Source organism: Paenibacillus sp. FSL R7-0210 (assembly GCF_038009085.1).
GTDB lineage: Bacteria > Bacillota > Bacilli > Paenibacillales > Paenibacillaceae > Paenibacillus_AQ > Paenibacillus_AQ silagei.
Window position 1 is genome coordinate 2206027 of record NZ_JBBPAR010000001.1, and the last position, 16493, is coordinate 2222519.

The window sequence follows — 16493 nt, forward strand, 5'->3', positions numbered from 1 at the left end:
TTCTTTTTTCATTTGTTTCCACGCTTTACGGAAGACGTGTTGTAGCTTAATATTAGTCCTTGTGAGAAGTTGAATATGCGCTGAATTTTCCGGAAGGAAAAACGGGGGAACCACACTTTGGCCAAGGCCAAAAGGGGTGAATCGGAGCAGGCTACTTGACCTGTAACCGTAGGGCTACCACAGTCCGAATCCGCCAGCTAACCTCGTAAGCCACTAGTGGGATAATGACCATGCACACTAAGGCATGCGGATCATTTCCGTATGCTTATTTTGGTGCCTGCATTTATGAAATCCACTTATGAAAACAGCGCAGGGAAACCCGTTTCAACTTAACCAAGAGAGGAACTGTTACTACAATGGTAAGCAAGGTAAAACGACTATTGATCGGGCGTCCGATGAAGTCGAACGAACTCGATCATGAAAAGTTATCCAAGGTGAAAGCACTGGCTGTCCTGTCTTCTGATGCGCTCTCGTCTGTAGCCTACGGAACAGAACAAATTCTGATTGTACTGGTGGCCGCCGGGTTCACCGCTATCTGGTACTCCTTGCCAATTGCATTAGCCGTATTGGGCCTGCTGGCTATTCTGATTCTGTCCTACCGGCAGACGATCTTCGCTTATCCCCAAGGCGGGGGCGCGTATATTGTCGCCAAAAGCAATCTAGGGGTGCATACCGGCTTACTGGCCGGCGGCTCTCTGCTGGTGGATTACATTCTGACGGTGGCGGTAAGTGCGTCGGCGGGGACGGATGCAATCACTTCAGCTTTTCCAAGTCTGCATAATCATAGTGTTCTGATAGCGGTATCTGTTATCGTGCTCTTAACGATTGTTAACCTGCGGGGAGTGACCGAATCGGCCTCCTTCATCGCTATCCCGGTCTATCTGTTCGTGGTTTCCATCTTCGTGCTCATCATCTCGGGGGTCTTCAAATATATGACCGGCGGCGCCCATGCCCATGTTCCTGAGATTGGCTCGGCCGTATCGAACGTGAGTATGTTTCTGCTGCTGAAGGCCTTCAGCTCCGGCTGTTCGGCTCTGACCGGGGTAGAAGCGGTCTCCAATGCCATTCCTAACTTCAAAGCGCCCGCGGAGAAAAATGCAGCCAAAACGCTGATGCTCATGGGCCTCATTCTCGGGGTAATGTTCACAGGTATTACGCTGCTCGCTTACTGGTACGGTATCATGCCTGATGAGAAGGCCACCGTGGTCTCACAGATTACCGAATCTACCTTCGGCCGCGGCGGACTGTACTTCTTCATTCAGGGGATTACGGCGGTTATCCTGTTCCTGGCAGCCAATACGGCGTACTCGGCCTTCCCGCTGCTGGCGTTCATGTTCGCCAAAGACAAATATCTGCCCCATGCCTTCATGGTGCGCGGCGACCGGCTGGGCTTCTCCAACGGTATTATTTTCCTCGGTGTTATGTCGGCTGTGCTGGTGGCGGCGTTTCACGGGAATACGGAAGGACTCATTCCATTATATGCAGTAGGGGTATTCATTCCGTTCACGCTGTCGCAGCTGGGCATGATGGTCCAATGGTACAGAACGAAGCCGAAAGGCTGGCAGAGCAAGTTCGCCGTCAATACGGTGGGGATGCTCACTACATTAACGATCACCCTGATTTTCATAATCACTAAATTCTCCAGCGTGTGGATGGCCTTCATCTTCCTGCCGGCTGTTATCATCGTGTTCCACCGGATTCACCGCCATTATATGAATATTGCCGATCAGCTGCGGATCTGCCCGGCTACCGATAAGCCTTGTATCAAAGGAAGCACCGTAGTCGTTCCGGTCGCCGGTGTGACTCGTGCTGTACTGCATTCGATCAGCTATGCGAAGTCATTGACAGATAATGTGGTCGCTGTATATGTAGGCTTCGATGAAGAAGAGATTCACAAGATGGAGCAGAAGTGGGAGGAGTGGAACCCCGGCGTACGCCTGATCGTCCTGCGCTCCCGCTACCGCAGCATTATCCGCCCGCTGGTGAAGTTCATCGATACAGTAGAGTGGAAGACCTCTTCAACGGATCATATTACCGTCCTGATTCCGCAATTCGTGACCAAGCACTGGTGGCAGGCGGTGCTGCATAATCAGACCAGCTTGTTCATCCGTTCATATCTGATGAATCAGAAGGACATTGTAATCGCGACTGTACCTTTCCATCTGCATAAATAATATAGAAGATTAGGAAGATGGCTGTTTCTGCTTAATGCGGAGACGGCCGTTTTTACGTTATTATAAGTTATTGGTTGACATAGAGAATGAGAATCAATATCATCAGTATAGACAAGATGAAGGTAACAGAGCTTTTGCCAATCATGAGGGTAACATACAGGAGGGGTATTCAATGTTTTCGTTCAACCTGCAAGGATCAAGAAGCGGGAAGCTGGCGGTGGCCGGACTTATGACTACAACACTGCTGCTGTCCGCTTGCGGAAATGATAATAGCAACGCAGGCAGTAACGGTGGAGCAGGCACCGCACCTGCGGCAACCGCAGAAGCGACTGCGGAGGCCACTGCGGTACCTGCAGCAACTGCTGCACCCGCTGTGGAGAAGACCGTAACGGATGCAATGGGACATAAGGTGACCGTTCCCGCTAATCCGCAGCGTGTAATTGCTTCTTATCTGGAGGATTATCTGGTAGCACTCGGCGTGACTCCGGTTGCCCAGTGGTCTACGAAGAATGGTACTCAGGCTTACCTGGCCGCTGAGCTTAAGGACGTTCCGCCGATCAGCTATGACCTGCCGCTTGAAGCCGTCACCAGCTTCACGCCGGATTTTCACATCGTCCAGTCGGAGGGCTCGGTTCAGAACGGTCTTTATGACCAGCTGAATAAGATTGCACCAACCTATGTACTCGGCGATGAGGTCAGCAGTGACTGGCGCGCAGCCTTGCTCAAGATCGGTGAGCTGCTCAATAAGACACCGGAAGCGGAGAAGGCTATTGCAGACTATGACCAGAAAGCGGCTTCAGCCAAAGCGGCTGTCTCAGCGGCAATTGGCGATGATTCAGTAGCGGTTCTGTGGCTGGTGTCCAAGAATTTCTTCATTGTAGATGAGACCCGCAGCAGCGGTGCGGTATTGTATGGCGATCTTGGAGTGAAGCTCCCGAATCTCGTGACCGACATTCCTGCAGAATCCAGAGCACCGTGGAACCCGATTTCACTGGAGAAATTATCTGAGCTGACTGCAGAGCATATCATTCTGGTGAATAGTGACAAGGCAAGCGGAGCTGAGATTACAGAAGGTGCAGTCTGGAAGGGAATTCCGGCCGTTAAGGCAGGGAATGTTCATGAATTCGGCAAAGATACCAGCTGGCTGTACAGCGGCCCTATAGCCAATACCAAGACCATCGATGATATTCTGAGCAGTTTTGTAAAATAGGTTCTTTACCAGCCGGAGAATTGTGCAGGCTTTTATATCCTTAGGATATAGAAGCCTGCCTCTTTTTTAAGTTGAACAATATTCATATCTTTGCGATAATGAGAATCATAATCATCTATATTTCCCTAATAATCCTGATAAGGAGACGGCATATGGCTTCATCCACAGATTCTGCTCTACAAGCTCCTTCTGTTGAAGGGAACACATCTGTCCGGTCGCGGCCGCTTGCCGCTGCTGTTATTCTGGTGCTGGGAATAGCAGCGATTGTCTTCGGCCTGATGGTATCCGTATCGGTTGGTGCGGCGGATATCCGGCTGGCTACCGTATGGGAGGCGGTGTTCCGGTTCAATCCGGAGCTGCCCCAGCATCAGGTCATCCGGGAGCTGCGGATTCCCCGGGCTGCCGCAGGAGCGCTGGTCGGCGCATGTTTTGCCGTTGCCGGTGCGATTATGCAGGGGATGACCCGCAACCCGCTGGCGGATTCCGGACTGATTGGTCTTAATGCAGGTGCGGGCGTTGGACTGGCCCTGGCTTTTGCCTTCGCGCCAACACTATCCTTCGCGTACATCATGCTGTACTGCTTCCTTGGAGCGGCTGTAGCCTCACTGCTGGTATTCGGGATCGGATCGCTCTCCCATAGCGGACTGACCCCGCTTCGGCTGACCCTCGCCGGTGCGGCAGTAAGCGCCATGCTGCTGGCGGTCAGCCAGGGCATTGCTATCCTGTTCAGCCTCTCCCAGGATATCGCCTTTTGGATGGCCGGGGGGATTGGAGGAGCGAGCTGGAAGCAGCTGCAGGTAATATCTCCTTGGGTCGCGGCGGCCCTAATCGGTGCGCTGATGTTGTCGCGTTCGATTACGCTACTGAGCCTGGGCAGGGATGTTGCAGCAGGTCTCGGACAGCGCACCGGTCTGGTACAGACTGCAGGGATGATTATTGTCGTCATCCTCGCCGGAGCGGCAGTCTCCACGGTGGGGCCGATCGCTTTTGTCGGATTAATGATTCCGCATATTACGCGTTACCTCGTTGGGGTTGACTACCGCTGGATTATTCCCTGCTCCGCAGTCCTTGGAAGCATTCTGGTCCTGGTGGCCGATATTGCGGCCAGGATGATTAATGCGCCATACGAAACACCAATAGGTGCCTTAATTGCAGTATTCGGCGTACCGTTCTTCATCTATCTGGCCAGCAAACGCAAGGGGGAGCTGAAATGAACCGTTCCACCTCATTCCCCCCGGCCAAGCCGCGCCGTTCCAGAGAGGCTGGTATTCTGACACTGCTTGCTGTGCTTATCGTCATTCTGTTTCTGGTCAGTATGAATACCGGCTTAATGCGTCTGTCACCGCTCGAAGTTCTACATACCCTATCCGGCAACGGCACCAAGCAGCAGCAGCTGATTCTGTTTGATTTCCGGCTGCCGCGCATCGTGATCTCCTTGCTGATTGGTGCAGGCTTTGCGGTCGCCGGAGTGATTCTGCAAGGCTTGTCGCGTAATGCTCTCGCTGAGCCTTCCACCCTGGGGATCAATGCCGGAGCCGGATTCGCCGTACTGATCTTTATCTCCTTTGTACCGTCTACTACAGCAGCTCCGATCCTCGTGCTTCCGCTACTGGCGCTTGCAGGGGCCTCGCTTACTGCAACACTGATCTACTTCCTGTCTTACAGGAGGGAGGATGGGCTCTCGCCGACACGGCTGATCCTGATCGGGATTGCTGTGGGTGCCGGGATATACGCTTTTCAGCTTATTTTGTCATTAAGACTCGACCCGCAGAATTATCAGTTCGTAGCCATCTGGCTGGCCGGCAAAATCTGGGGCGGAGACTGGCGGTTTGTGCTGGCCCTGCTGCCCTGGATATTGATCCTGCTGCCCTTCGCATTCTACAAAGCCCGGGTGCTCAACGTACTGAATCTGGGCGATGAGCTCTCCAAGGGACTGGGCCTGCCGCTCGAACGGGAACGGCGGTGGCTGCTGGCTGCGGCTGTTGCGCTGGCAGGAGCCTGTGTATCGGTAAGCGGCAGCATTGGTTTTGTCGGGCTAATTGCGCCCCACCTGGCCCGCAGGCTGGTCGGCCCGCGCCATCAGATCCTGCTGCCTGCGGCTGCCCTGACCGGAGCCCTGCTGCTGCTTACGGCAGATACGATCGGTCGCTGGATCCTGCAGCCTGCGGAGGTACCTACTGGTATCGTAGTAGCGATTATTGGAGCACCGTACTTTTTATATCTTTTGGCCACATCGAAAGCGTAGTACAGGGATGTATATATTAAAAAATCTAAGGAGTGTTTATCATGTCGGAACGTTTAAATACAGAGCAGCTGAGCATCGGATATGCGGAGACTATGATTGTAAAGGGGCTGAATCTATCGCTTCCGACAGGGAAGATTACAGCGCTTGTCGGGGCGAACGGCTCGGGAAAGTCCACGATTCTGAAGACAATGGCCCGGATCATGAAGCCGAAGAGCGGCAATGTAATGCTTGACGGGAAGTCCATTCACAATCTCTCCACCAAAGAGGTGGCCCGCCAGCTGGCGATTCTGCCGCAGAATCCTACTGCCCCGGACGGCTTAACGGTATCTGAGCTGGTAGGATATGGACGGTATCCGCATCAGAAGGGCTTCGGCAGCCTGACGCCTGAAGACCGCAGCATTATTGCCGAGGCGATTGAATTGACCGGCATGAATGAATTCCGTGACCGGCCGATTGACCGTCTCTCCGGCGGACAGCGGCAGCGGGCCTGGATCGCCATGGCGCTGGCCCAGCAGACGGATATTCTGTTCCTTGACGAGCCGACGACCTTCCTGGATATGGCCCATCAGCTGGAGGTGCTTCAGCTGCTGCAGAAGCTCAATGAGCAGGAAGGCCGGACGATTATTATGGTTGTCCATGATTTGAACCATGCTTCGCGTTACGCGCAGCATATGGTAGCGATCAAATCCGGTAATGTGATCAGCGAGGGCGCTCCGAATGAGGTAATGACACCGGCAGTGCTGCGTGAGGTATTCGGCATTGAGGCAGATATTGTGCCTGATCCGCGTACAGGTGTGCCGCTCTGTCTGCCTTACGAGCTGGCTGCGTACAAAGTTGCCGGGCTGTAGGAGAGGAACATGAATGAATTCCTGAGGCAAGAATATAAGTCTAAATTTGACCTCCATCTTGAGGTGCCGGAGGGAGCCGTGTATTCCTTCGCTGCTGTTGAGCTGGCAGAAGAGGCGGGGATGAGGACCTTCATGGAGGCTTACCGGCCGCTGATGAAGGCGCTCGACGATAAAGCGGCCGGTGCGTACTTCGGCGGTTATCTGAGCATTATGGCACTCGCGGTCCAGTATTCCGTGACCGGCTTCTTGTGCTTACCGGACTTCAGCTTACGGAACCTTCACCTGCATCTTGTTCCGGCAGATGGCTACTGCAGAATTGCCTTCTCGCTTCGTGAATGGGGGATGGTACAAGCTCCGGCAGATGAGCCGGGCCGGAAGGCTTGGCGCAATGAGGTGTTAACCAGCTTCTACCAGAACACAGCCGGGCCGCTGATCCGGATGGCTTCACAGGTGAGCGGACTTTCGCCCGGGGAGATCTGGGGACAGCTGCCGACCAAATTCAACTATTATGCGGAAGCCTTTGCTGCTGAACTGACAGATCCGCTCCTGCTTCGCCGGCTGGAGGAGGATTATGCGTATCTGAAGGATGAGCTGCCCGCTGCCGTATTCGGGATGCCGCGGAATCCGTTCCAGGTGAAGATACGGAGAACTGAATCGCTCACGGACCCGCAGCAGACGGTTCAGCTGCGTAACCGCTGCTGTATGTATTACCGGACTGAGGGCGGACGGCTGTGTTATACCTGCCCCCGGATGAAGGAAGAGGAGCGGTCCGCACGGCGGGAGGAATTCCGTGCCGAGCGCGCAGCGGCTGGAGAATAGGGCATAATTGGGAATTTCGAAACATAATAATGCTGTATGCAGCTTCGTAACAGGCTCCTGTCATTGACAAGGGAGCCTGTTCGTTGTTAAAGTTGTGGTTGCTGAAGCCGTAATTAACCGGCAGCGAGCACGACCATTATCTTGTTTATAGAGTTAGGAGCATGAAGAATGAATATTGACAACATATATGAGGATTTGCAGCCGCTTGTTACCGCAGGCTCACTGAAACGGCGTGAGAGCCTTAAGAATCTGGTCTATACCCGCATGGGCGGCGAAGCAGATATTTTGGCGGCTCCTGTTACATATGAAGAGATCCAGAGCATCTATGCTTATGCCCATAATCATCAGATCCCGCTTACGATTCTCGGCAACGGCTCCAATGTGATTATCCGGGACGGAGGCATCCGCGGCATCGTGCTCCAGACCTCGGATCTGTCCGGGATGGGCGTCCGCGACGGGCTGCTGTATGCGCAGTGCGGGGCGAAGATTATCGATGTCTCGGGCTATGCGCTGGAGCAGAAGCTGACCGGTCTGGAATTCGCCTGCGGCATCCCCGGCACGGTAGGCGGGGCACTCTACATGAACGCCGGAGCCTACGGCGGGGAAGTGAAGGATGTGCTGCACAGTGCGCTCGTGATTGATCAGAACGGGCAGCTCCTCACCCTGCACAGCGATCAGCTGCAATGGGGATACCGCAGCAGCATCTTCGCCACTGGACAATATATTGTGCTGGAGGCGAGATTCAAGCTTCTGCCAGGCGATCCAGCCGCGATTAAAGCGTCCATGGATGAGTTAACCTATCTGCGGGAATCGAAGCAACCGCTGGAGTATCCGTCCTGCGGCAGTGTATTCAAGCGGCCGCCGGGCCGGTTCGCGGGGCAGCTGATTCAGGAGAGCGGACTCCAGGGGACGCGCATCGGAGGCGCAGAGGTCTCACGCAAGCATGCGGGCTTCATTATCAACGCCGACAATGCAACCGCCAGCGATTATATCGGATTGATCCAGCATGTACGCTCAGCGGTGAAGCACAAGTTCGATGTGGAGCTGGAGACGGAAGTGGAGATTATCGGGGAAGAATTGTAGGCGATAGTTGTGGAATAAGGGGCTGTCCCAAAAGCCATGAAATGGCTGCTTGGGACAGCTTTTTATTTTGGAGTAGGATCAACGTGAGCACTTGGGTGGACGCTTCGCGAACGGACCGTTGTTTGGGTCGCTGTGGTCTCCAGATTTTTTTCATTCCCTTAGCGGTGAAAATCCGGAGACCAAGGCGACCGCTGCCGCTTTTTCACAATCGTTCCGTCCTCTCCGCTGTTTAAGCGGGAAAAGTTTCTTCAAATCTTTCTAAAATCACAAAAAGAAACCTCTCTTTTGTTAAAATGGAGTTACCACACAACCATTTCAAAGGAGAGGTTTCTTTTGTACATTCAATATACCATGGACCAGCTTTGCTTGCCAATGGATCTGGAAGAAGATATCCCGGAAAATCACCTCGTTCGCGTCGTGAATGCCGCCGTCAATCGGCTGGACAACGCCATTTTTGACGCGGCCTATCCCGGCGGCGGCCGTGACAGCTACCATCCTAAAATGCTCACCAAAGTCATCATCTACGCTTACACTCAGCGAATCTATTCGTCTCGCCAAATCGCCAAAGCGGTCCGGGAGAACATTCCCTTCATGTGGCTGGCCGGACGGCAGCGACCCGACTTCCGCACGCTGAATCGCTTCCGTTCCCAGCGGATGAGAAAGGTCCTCGAAACGGTATTTACCGCCGTGCTTCAGTTTCTGGCTGACGAAAAATACGTGTCTCTGGAGCATTATTTTGTGGACGGAACTAAGATCGAAGCGAATGCCAATCGCTACACCTTTGTCTGGAGCAAAGCGGTCAGCAAACACAAAGCGAAACTGCAAGATAAGGTACAGGCCCTATTCGCTGACATTGAAGCAGCGGAAGAGCAGGAAGAACAAGAGAATCAGGGCAAAGATCTGGCTGAACTCAGCACGGGTTCGCAAATGGACAGTGAGAAACTCGAACAAGCCGTGCAAAAGCTTGAAGCTCAGCTTGCCGAAAAACCGAAAGACAAGCCCCTAAAAAAGACGGTTCGGAAGTTGCGTAAGGATTTGCTCCCTCGACTGCAGAAGTACGAACAATATCAAAAGCTGCTTGGGGACCGGAATAGTTTCAGCAAGACCGATCCCGAGGCAACGTTTATGCGGATGAAAGAAGATCACATGCAAAATGGCCAACTGAAGCCAGGTTACAATCTACAGATCGGGACCGAAAACCAATTTATTTTAACCTACAGTCTACATCAAAGACCGGGTGACACCCGCTGTTTAGAACCACATCTGGCAAAAACAAAGCAATTCCTCGGAAAACTTCCAAAGACGGTCATTGCAGATGCCGGCTATGGAAGTGAAGAAAACTACGCCTATCTGGAAAAGAGCGAGATACAGGCCGTCGTGAAATACAGCACCTACCACAAAGAAAAGAGCAAAGCCTGGAAAGCCGACGTCGGAAAAATCGAGAACTGGACCTACGACGCATCCGAGGATCGCTGGACGTGTTTAGCTGGATACCCGCTGTATTTCCAACGAGAGAGCAAGGAAACCACAGAGAGTGGATACGAAATTAAGAAGCGTCATTACCAAAGTCAAAGCTGCGGAGGTTGTCCGCTAAAAGAAAACTGCACGAAGGGAAGCGGAAACCGGGAAATCGCAGTCAGTTTGGAGCGGCTTAGATACCAGAAACAGGCGAAAGAAATCCTCCGAAGCGAGGAAGGCTATCTATTGGCCGTACGTCGAATGACGGAGCCGGAAAGTGTATTTGGACAATTAAAAAATAACCGGGGCTTCCGGCGCTTTCTGCTTCGCGGCATGGAAAAAGTGACGCTAGAGGTCGGTTGGCTTTCGCTTGCTCACAACCTGCTGAAGCAAGCAGCGAATGACCAGAAACGCAAGGGAGCGATCCTCCAATAACGGAGAATCGCTCCCTTTCTTACAAATTAATCCTTTAAGAAGGCATGGAATTTTTCCCCACCAGTAGAGTATCTACTTTTGGGACAGCCCCCTTAGATTCTTACGGCCGGAGCCGCCGCATAATCAGCTTACAGCCAGTGAATATTTTGCCCGGCTCGTTTGCAGATCCACCTTAGCCTCGGATACCTCATGAAGCTCTAGTCCGCTCACTGCCAGCTCATATCCCGGCTGCGGCAGAGGCACAAGCTCACCATCCGCATTCAAGGTACTGCCCGTCCCGCGCAGAATGACCGCACTGTCCAGATAATCATCTATGACATCTTCAGCGTTCCGGTAGTCAACAGTCTCCAGCTTGAAATGGACGGTGTCCAGATCCTCCAGCTCCCGTTTTTCGATGACCAGTGTTGTATCCTTGCGGGCTTCCAGCCAATCTATAAGCTTCTGTACGTTTGCTTCCATCGTATGATCCCATCCTTCGGTTAATAGAGATTGTTAATTCTAAGTTACCCCTTTCCATGCAAATGAATCCGTGCAAATTAGTTGAACTATGCAAGGTGTTTGCCGTTCTTCATTCGTGTGTAAACTATTCTTATGCATTGTAATAATGCCAATATCTTATAAGAAGGTGAAGCGGATGGGAAACGCATTGTTATGGGGCGCACTCTCCGGCTCGGCGGTCTTGATTGGCGCACTCTTGGCCTTATTCCTGCGGATTCCGAATAAGCTGATCGGCTTCATCATGGCGTTCGGGACCGGTGTGCTGATCGGCGCGGCGGCGTATGAATTGCTAGAGGATTCGGCCAGTGACGGCGGACTGGCCCCGACGATTATCGGGTTCACCGCTGGAGCACTGGTGTTCACGGTGTTCGACTGGCTGATCTCGCGTAAAGGCGGAGCCGGACGCAAGCGTTCAGCCAGAGCCTCTTCAGGGAGGAGCGATGCCAAGGGCGGAGGGCTGGCTATTTTTGCCGGAACGGTACTGGATGCGATTCCTGAATCGATCATGATTGGCGCAAGTCTCATTGCGGGTCAAGGCGTTAGCGTACTGCTGGTCATTGCCATCTTCATCAGCAATATTCCCGAAGGCTTGTCCAGTACGGCTGGACTGAAGCAGGACGGCTATGGCAAAGGCAAGATTATGCTGCTGTGGCTCGGCGTACTCGCTATCTCCACACTGGCCTCAGGGGCGGGATATGAGTTCATGGATCACGCAAGCGGGTATACGGAAGCGCTGATTGCCTCTTTTGCCGGGGGAGGGATTATTGCTATGGTGTCCTCCAGCATGATGCCCGAAGCCTACGAAGAAGGGGGGCCGCTCACGGGGTTCATCGCTGCGATGGGACTGCTGTGCTCGCTGATTCTGGATCAGCTGTGAGGGTTGTCAAGCCCGCTGTAATCATGGTATAGTTCAAGACGCACCAAGATAAAGAAGGAATCTGCGCCGCGCGCAGGAGAGGTTCGCGAACTCCCTCTATAAAAAACTAAGCTATCTTAGTAGAGCCAGGTTTTCGAAATCTCGTTCTTCTTTCCAGTTCAGGCCAGGGGCCTAGGGAAAAGAGAGGGGTTTTTTGTCATGTCAGAAGGCAGAATGCAAGAGGAAATGCAGGAGGTTACCCTGCTGGGCAACCAAGGCACGCAGTACAAGTTCGGCTATGATCCGGGGATTCTGGAGGCGTTCGATAACAAGCATCCCGGCCGTGATTATTTTGTCAAATTCAACTGTCCCGAGTTCACCAGCCTGTGTCCCGTGACCGGTCAGCCGGATTTCGGGGTGATGTATATCTCGTACATTCCTGATATCCGAATGGTGGAATCGAAGTCACTGAAGCTCTATCTGTTCAGCTTCCGCAATCATGGGGATTTCCATGAGGACTGTGTCAACATTATTATGAATGATCTGATCTCGCTGATGGAGCCGCGTTATATCGAAGTGTGGGGCAAATTCACGCCGCGCGGCGGCATTTCCATCGATCCTTACTGTAACTGGGGGCGTCCGGGAACCAAATATGAGGCGATGGCCGAGCACCGGCTGATGAATCATGATTTGTATCCCGAGAAAGTGGACAACCGTTAATCCGCAGAAGCCAGCTTCACAGAGCAATAAGGAGGAGAGATCATTATGGTAAATAGAAAAGCATTAGTCGTCTTCAGCGGCGGCCAAGACAGCACGACCTGCCTGGCGTGGGCATTGCAGGAATTCCAGGAGGTTCAGGTGGTCACGTTCAATTATAATCAGCGCCATGCGGCCGAGATTGAAGTCGCCAAGGCGATAGCCGCAAGGTTCGGCGTGAAGCAGCATATTCTGGACCTGGGGCTGCTGAACCAGCTGGCCCCGAACGCCTTGACGCGGGATGATATTGACATTACCGCAGGCGAGGGTGAAGAGCTGCCCAGCACGTTCGTGGATGGACGTAACCTGCTGTTCCTGTCCTTCGCGGCCATTCTGGCCAAGCAGCTCGGCTACTCCAACATTATCACAGGGGTCTGCCAGACGGACTTCAGCGGGTATCCGGACTGCCGCGATGTGTTCGTGAAGTCGCTGAATGTCACGCTTAATCTGTCGATGGATGTGGAGTTCGTCATTCATACCCCGCTGATGTGGCTGGACAAGAAAGAAACCTGGAAGCTGGCAGACGAGCTGGGCCAGTTCGATTATGTCCGGGAGCAGACCCTGACCTGCTATAACGGAATCATCGGCAGCGGCTGCGGCACCTGTCCGGCATGTCTTCTGCGTAAGCGCGGTCTGGAGCAATATGAGGCAGAGCGTCAGGAGGCGGGACTATAATGCGGGGCGAAGTAACCGTCTGCAAAATTTTCACCTTCGACGCTGCCCATCAGCTCATCGGACACAAGGGGAAATGCAGTAATCTGCACGGGCATACCTACAGGCTTGAGGTAGTGCTGAAGGGTGTGCCATCCGCACTGGAAGGGCAGTCGGATGAAGGGTTCGTCATCGATTTCAGCGATATTAAGGCGGCTGTGCAGGAGGCGGTGGTTGGGCGGCTGGATCATGCTTTTCTGGCGATGGGCAATGAGCCTGTGCTGGAGACGCTGAAGGCGACCGGCTCAAAGGTTGCGCTGCTCTCCTTCCGCACCACAGCCGAGAATCTGTCTGCTTACATTGCCTATGAGCTGAAACGGGCGGCGTTGCCGGTGTATTCGGTCAAGCTATGGGAGACTCCGACCTCCTGGGCGGAGGTGCTGGCAGCAGATATCCCCGAGGAGGGACCGGCTTACCGGCTGTATGGAGGCTGCGATGATGAGTAGAATCCCGGTTATTGAAATGTTCGGCCCGACAATTCAGGGGGAAGGGGCGGTCATCGGGGTCAAAACGATGTTCGTCCGCACCTACGGCTGCGACTACCGCTGCCGCTGGTGCGATTCCGCCTTCACCTGGGACGGCTCGGCCAAGGATAAAGTAACGATGATGGAGCCGCAGGAGATTCTCGACGGGCTGCTGGAGCTGGCCGGGGAGAATTTCAATTGTGTCACCATCTCCGGGGGGAATCCGGCGCTGATCGGGGAGGCGATGGGAGAATTCATCTCCCTCCTCCATGAGCGGGGCATCCAGGCGGCGATTGAGACGCAGGGCAGCCGTTGGCAGGACTGGTTCCATGAGGTGGATGTGCTGACGATCAGCCCGAAGCCGCCCAGCTCCGGGATGCAGACAGACTGGGATAAGCTGGATGAGATTATGCATAGAGTCGCTGATAACGGCAAGGCTGCGCATAGCCTGAAGGTGGTTGTTTTTAACCAGGAGGATTATGAATATGCCCGTAAGGTCCATTTCAGGTACCCGGAGGTCCCTCTGTTCCTGCAGCCGGGCAACGATAACGTCACCGAGGAAGGCGACATCTCAGGCCGTCTGCTGGGGCGGCTGGAATGGCTGTTCGAGCGGGTGATTGCCGATCCGCAGATGAACCGTGCACGGGTGCTGCCGCAATTACATGCATTAATATGGCATAATAAGCGTGGGAAATAGTGCGCCCGCTGCCAGGATGAAGCTGAATAGAGTTACTGAAGGCCGGACTTCCGTTACAGGGGAGTTCCGGTCTTTTGCTGTAATAGAAATGGGACAGAATTGTAGCTTCCAGCTGGTTCAATTGTAATATAATTGAACAATAATGTGGGAGAGGGAGGCAATCATTCCATGAATTCGGTAATCAGCAACATGAAGCCCATCCGGCGTTCCAAGCTGCGACTATTTGCAGGGAAGCGGTATTTCACCTGGAAAAGATACTGGAAATGGATCACAGCCAGCGGCCGTCTGGCTACAGAACAACGCGCTGAAGCTCTGCCGTACGAAGCGGCCAGCCATGCTACCCCGCTGCTGCGCAAACTGCGCAATGTGGATATGCAGCTTCAGCACAACAAAATCGTGAACCTGAGGCTCGCGGTGGCGAAGCTGGACGGGCTTGTCATTCAACCGGGCGAGAGCTTCTCCTATTGGCGCAGGATCGGCAAACCGACGCGAAGAAAAGGCTACCTGGACGGAATGGTGCTCCACTATGGCGGGTTCCGTTCCGGCACAGGCGGCGGACTCTGCCAATTGTCCAATCTGATCTACTGGATGACACTGCATACGCCGCTTACGGTTACCGAGCGGCACCGGCACAGCTATGATGTCTTCCCCGATGAGCAGCGGACCCAGCCCTTTGGCAGCGGGGCTACCTGTGCCTATAATTATCTGGATCTCCAGCTGCGCAATGATACAGAGCATGCTTATCAGCTTAAGCTGCATCTGGATGAGACTCATCTGCACGGGGAATGGCGCTGTGCAGGACAGCAGCTCTACCATTACGAAGTCTATGAAGATGGGCACCGCATCAGCCTGGAGCCGTGGGGCGGGTATATCCGGCGCAACGCGATCCGCCGCAGAGTGCTGACGCATAGCGGAGAGCTTGCCGGAGACGAAGCGGTGGCTGAGAACCACGCGCTGATGATGTATTCTCCGCTGCTGCACGGATAAATCCGGACCATTTGGGGCTATAACATAAGATAGTGTAACAAGCAGCCCCATTTCAGAAGGAGTGACCTATACCATGAAGGCAGTGACTTATCAGGGAAAGAAGAAAGTTGAAGTGAAGGAGGTCGCCGATGCGCGGCTGGAGAAGAAGGATGACATCCTCGTCCGCATAACCACAACCGCTATTTGCGGATCTGACCTGCATATCTATAACGGAGAAATACCGGGAATGCATGATGACTACATTATCGGACATGAGCCGATGGGGATTGTGGAAGAGGTGGGCCCGGAGGTTACCAGGGTCAAGAAGGGCGACCGGGTCATTGTCCCGTTCAATGTAGCATGCGGGCAATGCTTCTTCTGCCAGCATGAGATGGAGAGCCAATGTGACCATGCGAATGAAGCGAAGGATACCGGCGGCTACCTGGGCTATTCGGATTCATACGGCGGATTCGCCGGAGGGCAGGCGGAGCTGCTCCGGGTGCCTTACGGCAACTTCGGGCCGTTTGTCGTCCCGGAGGACGCGGAGATGGAAGACGAGAAGCTGCTGTTCCTCTCGGATATCGTCCCGACCGCCTGGTGGGGCGTCGAGAATGCCGGTGTGAAGCCCGGTGATACCGTCATTGTGCTTGGCTGTGGCCCGGTAGGCCTGCTGACACAGAAGTTCGCCTGGATGAAAGGCGCATCCCGTGTCATCGCGGTGGACTATATCGATTACCGGCTCCAGCATGCGAAGCTGACGAATCAAGTGGAGACGGTGAATTTTGAGCAGACCAAGGATGTAGAGCTGAATCTCAAGGAGATTACACGCGGCGGAGCGGATGTGGTGATTGACTGCGTGGGATTGGATGCCAAGAAGACGGTTGTAGAGAAGGTGGAGACAGCCTTGATGCTGCAGGGAGGTTCGCTGGGGGCTTTCCGTATCGCCTCCGAAGTGGTCCGCAAGTTCGGCACCATTCAGTTAATCGGTGTCTATGGCCTGAATTACAATATGTTCCCGCTGGGCCATCTATTCGAACGCAATATCACGCTGAAGATGGGCCAAGCTCCTGTGATCCATTATATGCCTGAGCTCTACAAGATGATTAAGGAGAACAAGTTCGATCCCACAGATATTATCACCCACCGGCTGCCGATCAGCCGCGCAGAACATGGCTACAAGGTATTTCAGGAGAAGGAAGAGGACTGTATCAAGGTAGTGCTTAAGCCGTAACAGGGGAGAGTAGCCTCTGTCAGCTGAGCTTCTATAAGGCAT

The 16493-nt window shown here is 53.7% G+C and carries 16 protein-coding genes and 2 riboswitches; of the genes, 15 read left to right on the forward strand and 1 reads right to left on the reverse strand.

Annotated elements, in window-relative coordinates; genetic code table 11:
- Positions 1 to 68 precede the first annotated feature (68 nt).
- Positions 69 to 228: riboswitch (cyclic di-AMP (ydaO/yuaA leader) on the forward strand.
- A gap of 128 nt (positions 229 to 356) precedes the next feature.
- The 8 genes from MKY64_RS09610 to MKY64_RS09645 all read left to right on the forward strand — a co-directional run bounded on the left by MKY64_RS09610 (position 357) and on the right by MKY64_RS09645 (position 10272).
- Entirely contained in the window at positions 357 to 2174 is a 1818-nt protein-coding gene (locus MKY64_RS09610) for an APC family permease (protein WP_209873826.1), read from the forward strand.
- Between the two features lie 172 nt (positions 2175 to 2346).
- Positions 2347 to 3384: an ABC transporter substrate-binding protein gene (locus MKY64_RS09615; RefSeq protein ID WP_340952476.1), complete on the forward strand. Its 1038-nt coding sequence runs from the start codon at positions 2347 to 2349 to the stop codon at positions 3382 to 3384.
- A 152-nt stretch (positions 3385 to 3536) separates the two neighbouring features.
- Positions 3537 to 4598: a FecCD family ABC transporter permease gene (locus MKY64_RS09620; RefSeq protein ID WP_340952478.1), complete on the forward strand. Its 1062-nt coding sequence runs from the start codon at positions 3537 to 3539 to the stop codon at positions 4596 to 4598.
- Positions 4595 to 5629, forward strand: a complete 1035-nt coding sequence (locus MKY64_RS09625; protein WP_340952481.1) for a FecCD family ABC transporter permease — start codon at positions 4595 to 4597, stop codon at positions 5627 to 5629. Before MKY64_RS09620 ends, MKY64_RS09625 begins: the two co-directional genes overlap by 4 nt.
- Positions 5630 to 5670: 41 nt before the next feature.
- The gene (locus tag MKY64_RS09630) at positions 5671 to 6477 is read left to right on the forward strand and encodes an ABC transporter ATP-binding protein (protein ID WP_036726562.1); all 807 of its coding nucleotides are present in this window, start codon (positions 5671 to 5673) and stop codon (positions 6475 to 6477) included.
- A gap of 9 nt (positions 6478 to 6486) precedes the next feature.
- On the forward strand, positions 6487 to 7296 hold the full coding sequence (locus tag MKY64_RS09635) for a (2Fe-2S)-binding protein (protein ID WP_340952483.1): 810 nt from the start codon (positions 6487 to 6489) through the stop codon (positions 7294 to 7296).
- Between the two features lie 168 nt (positions 7297 to 7464).
- Positions 7465 to 8379, forward strand: coding sequence for a UDP-N-acetylmuramate dehydrogenase (gene murB, locus MKY64_RS09640; protein WP_340952485.1), 915 nt, complete (start codon positions 7465 to 7467; stop codon positions 8377 to 8379).
- A gap of 333 nt (positions 8380 to 8712) precedes the next feature.
- Positions 8713 to 10272 carry an IS1182 family transposase gene (locus MKY64_RS09645; protein ID WP_340950956.1) on the forward strand — a complete coding sequence of 520 codons (1560 nt, stop codon included), beginning with the start codon at positions 8713 to 8715 and terminating at the stop codon, positions 10270 to 10272.
- A 123-nt stretch (positions 10273 to 10395) separates the two neighbouring features.
- Here MKY64_RS09645 and MKY64_RS09650 read toward each other — a convergent pair whose 3' ends face one another.
- Positions 10396 to 10731: a hypothetical protein gene (locus MKY64_RS09650; RefSeq protein WP_340952487.1), complete on the reverse strand. Its 336-nt coding sequence runs from the start codon at positions 10729 to 10731 to the stop codon at positions 10396 to 10398.
- Between the two features lie 175 nt (positions 10732 to 10906).
- Between MKY64_RS09650 and MKY64_RS09655 the strand changes: the two genes are divergently transcribed.
- The 7 genes from MKY64_RS09655 (at position 10907) to MKY64_RS09685 (ending at position 16451) form a co-directional block, all read left to right on the forward strand.
- Positions 10907 to 11647, forward strand: coding sequence for a ZIP family metal transporter (locus MKY64_RS09655; RefSeq protein WP_340952489.1), 741 nt, complete (start codon positions 10907 to 10909; stop codon positions 11645 to 11647).
- A 72-nt stretch (positions 11648 to 11719) separates the two neighbouring features.
- Positions 11720 to 11763: riboswitch (PreQ1 riboswitch) on the forward strand.
- 82 nt (positions 11764 to 11845) lie between these two features.
- On the forward strand, positions 11846 to 12346 hold the full coding sequence (gene queF / locus MKY64_RS09660; protein ID WP_036726570.1) for a preQ(1) synthase: 501 nt from the start codon (positions 11846 to 11848) through the stop codon (positions 12344 to 12346).
- A 45-nt stretch (positions 12347 to 12391) separates the two neighbouring features.
- Positions 12392 to 13057, forward strand: a complete 666-nt coding sequence (gene queC / locus MKY64_RS09665; protein ID WP_340952490.1) for a 7-cyano-7-deazaguanine synthase QueC — start codon at positions 12392 to 12394, stop codon at positions 13055 to 13057.
- Positions 13057 to 13539 carry a 6-pyruvoyl trahydropterin synthase family protein gene (locus MKY64_RS09670; protein WP_340952493.1) on the forward strand — a complete coding sequence of 161 codons (483 nt, stop codon included), beginning with the start codon at positions 13057 to 13059 and terminating at the stop codon, positions 13537 to 13539. Before queC ends, MKY64_RS09670 begins: the two co-directional genes overlap by 1 nt.
- Entirely contained in the window at positions 13532 to 14254 is a 723-nt protein-coding gene (gene queE, locus MKY64_RS09675) for a 7-carboxy-7-deazaguanine synthase QueE (RefSeq protein WP_340958043.1), read from the forward strand. Before MKY64_RS09670 ends, queE begins: the two co-directional genes overlap by 8 nt.
- Before the next feature lie 168 nt (positions 14255 to 14422).
- A complete protein-coding gene (locus MKY64_RS09680; RefSeq protein ID WP_340952494.1) occupies positions 14423 to 15241 on the forward strand; it encodes a VanW family protein in 819 nt (272 codons plus the stop codon).
- 73 nt (positions 15242 to 15314) lie between these two features.
- On the forward strand, positions 15315 to 16451 hold the full coding sequence (locus MKY64_RS09685; protein WP_036726578.1) for a zinc-dependent alcohol dehydrogenase: 1137 nt from the start codon (positions 15315 to 15317) through the stop codon (positions 16449 to 16451).
- Positions 16452 to 16493: the final 42 nt, after the last annotated feature.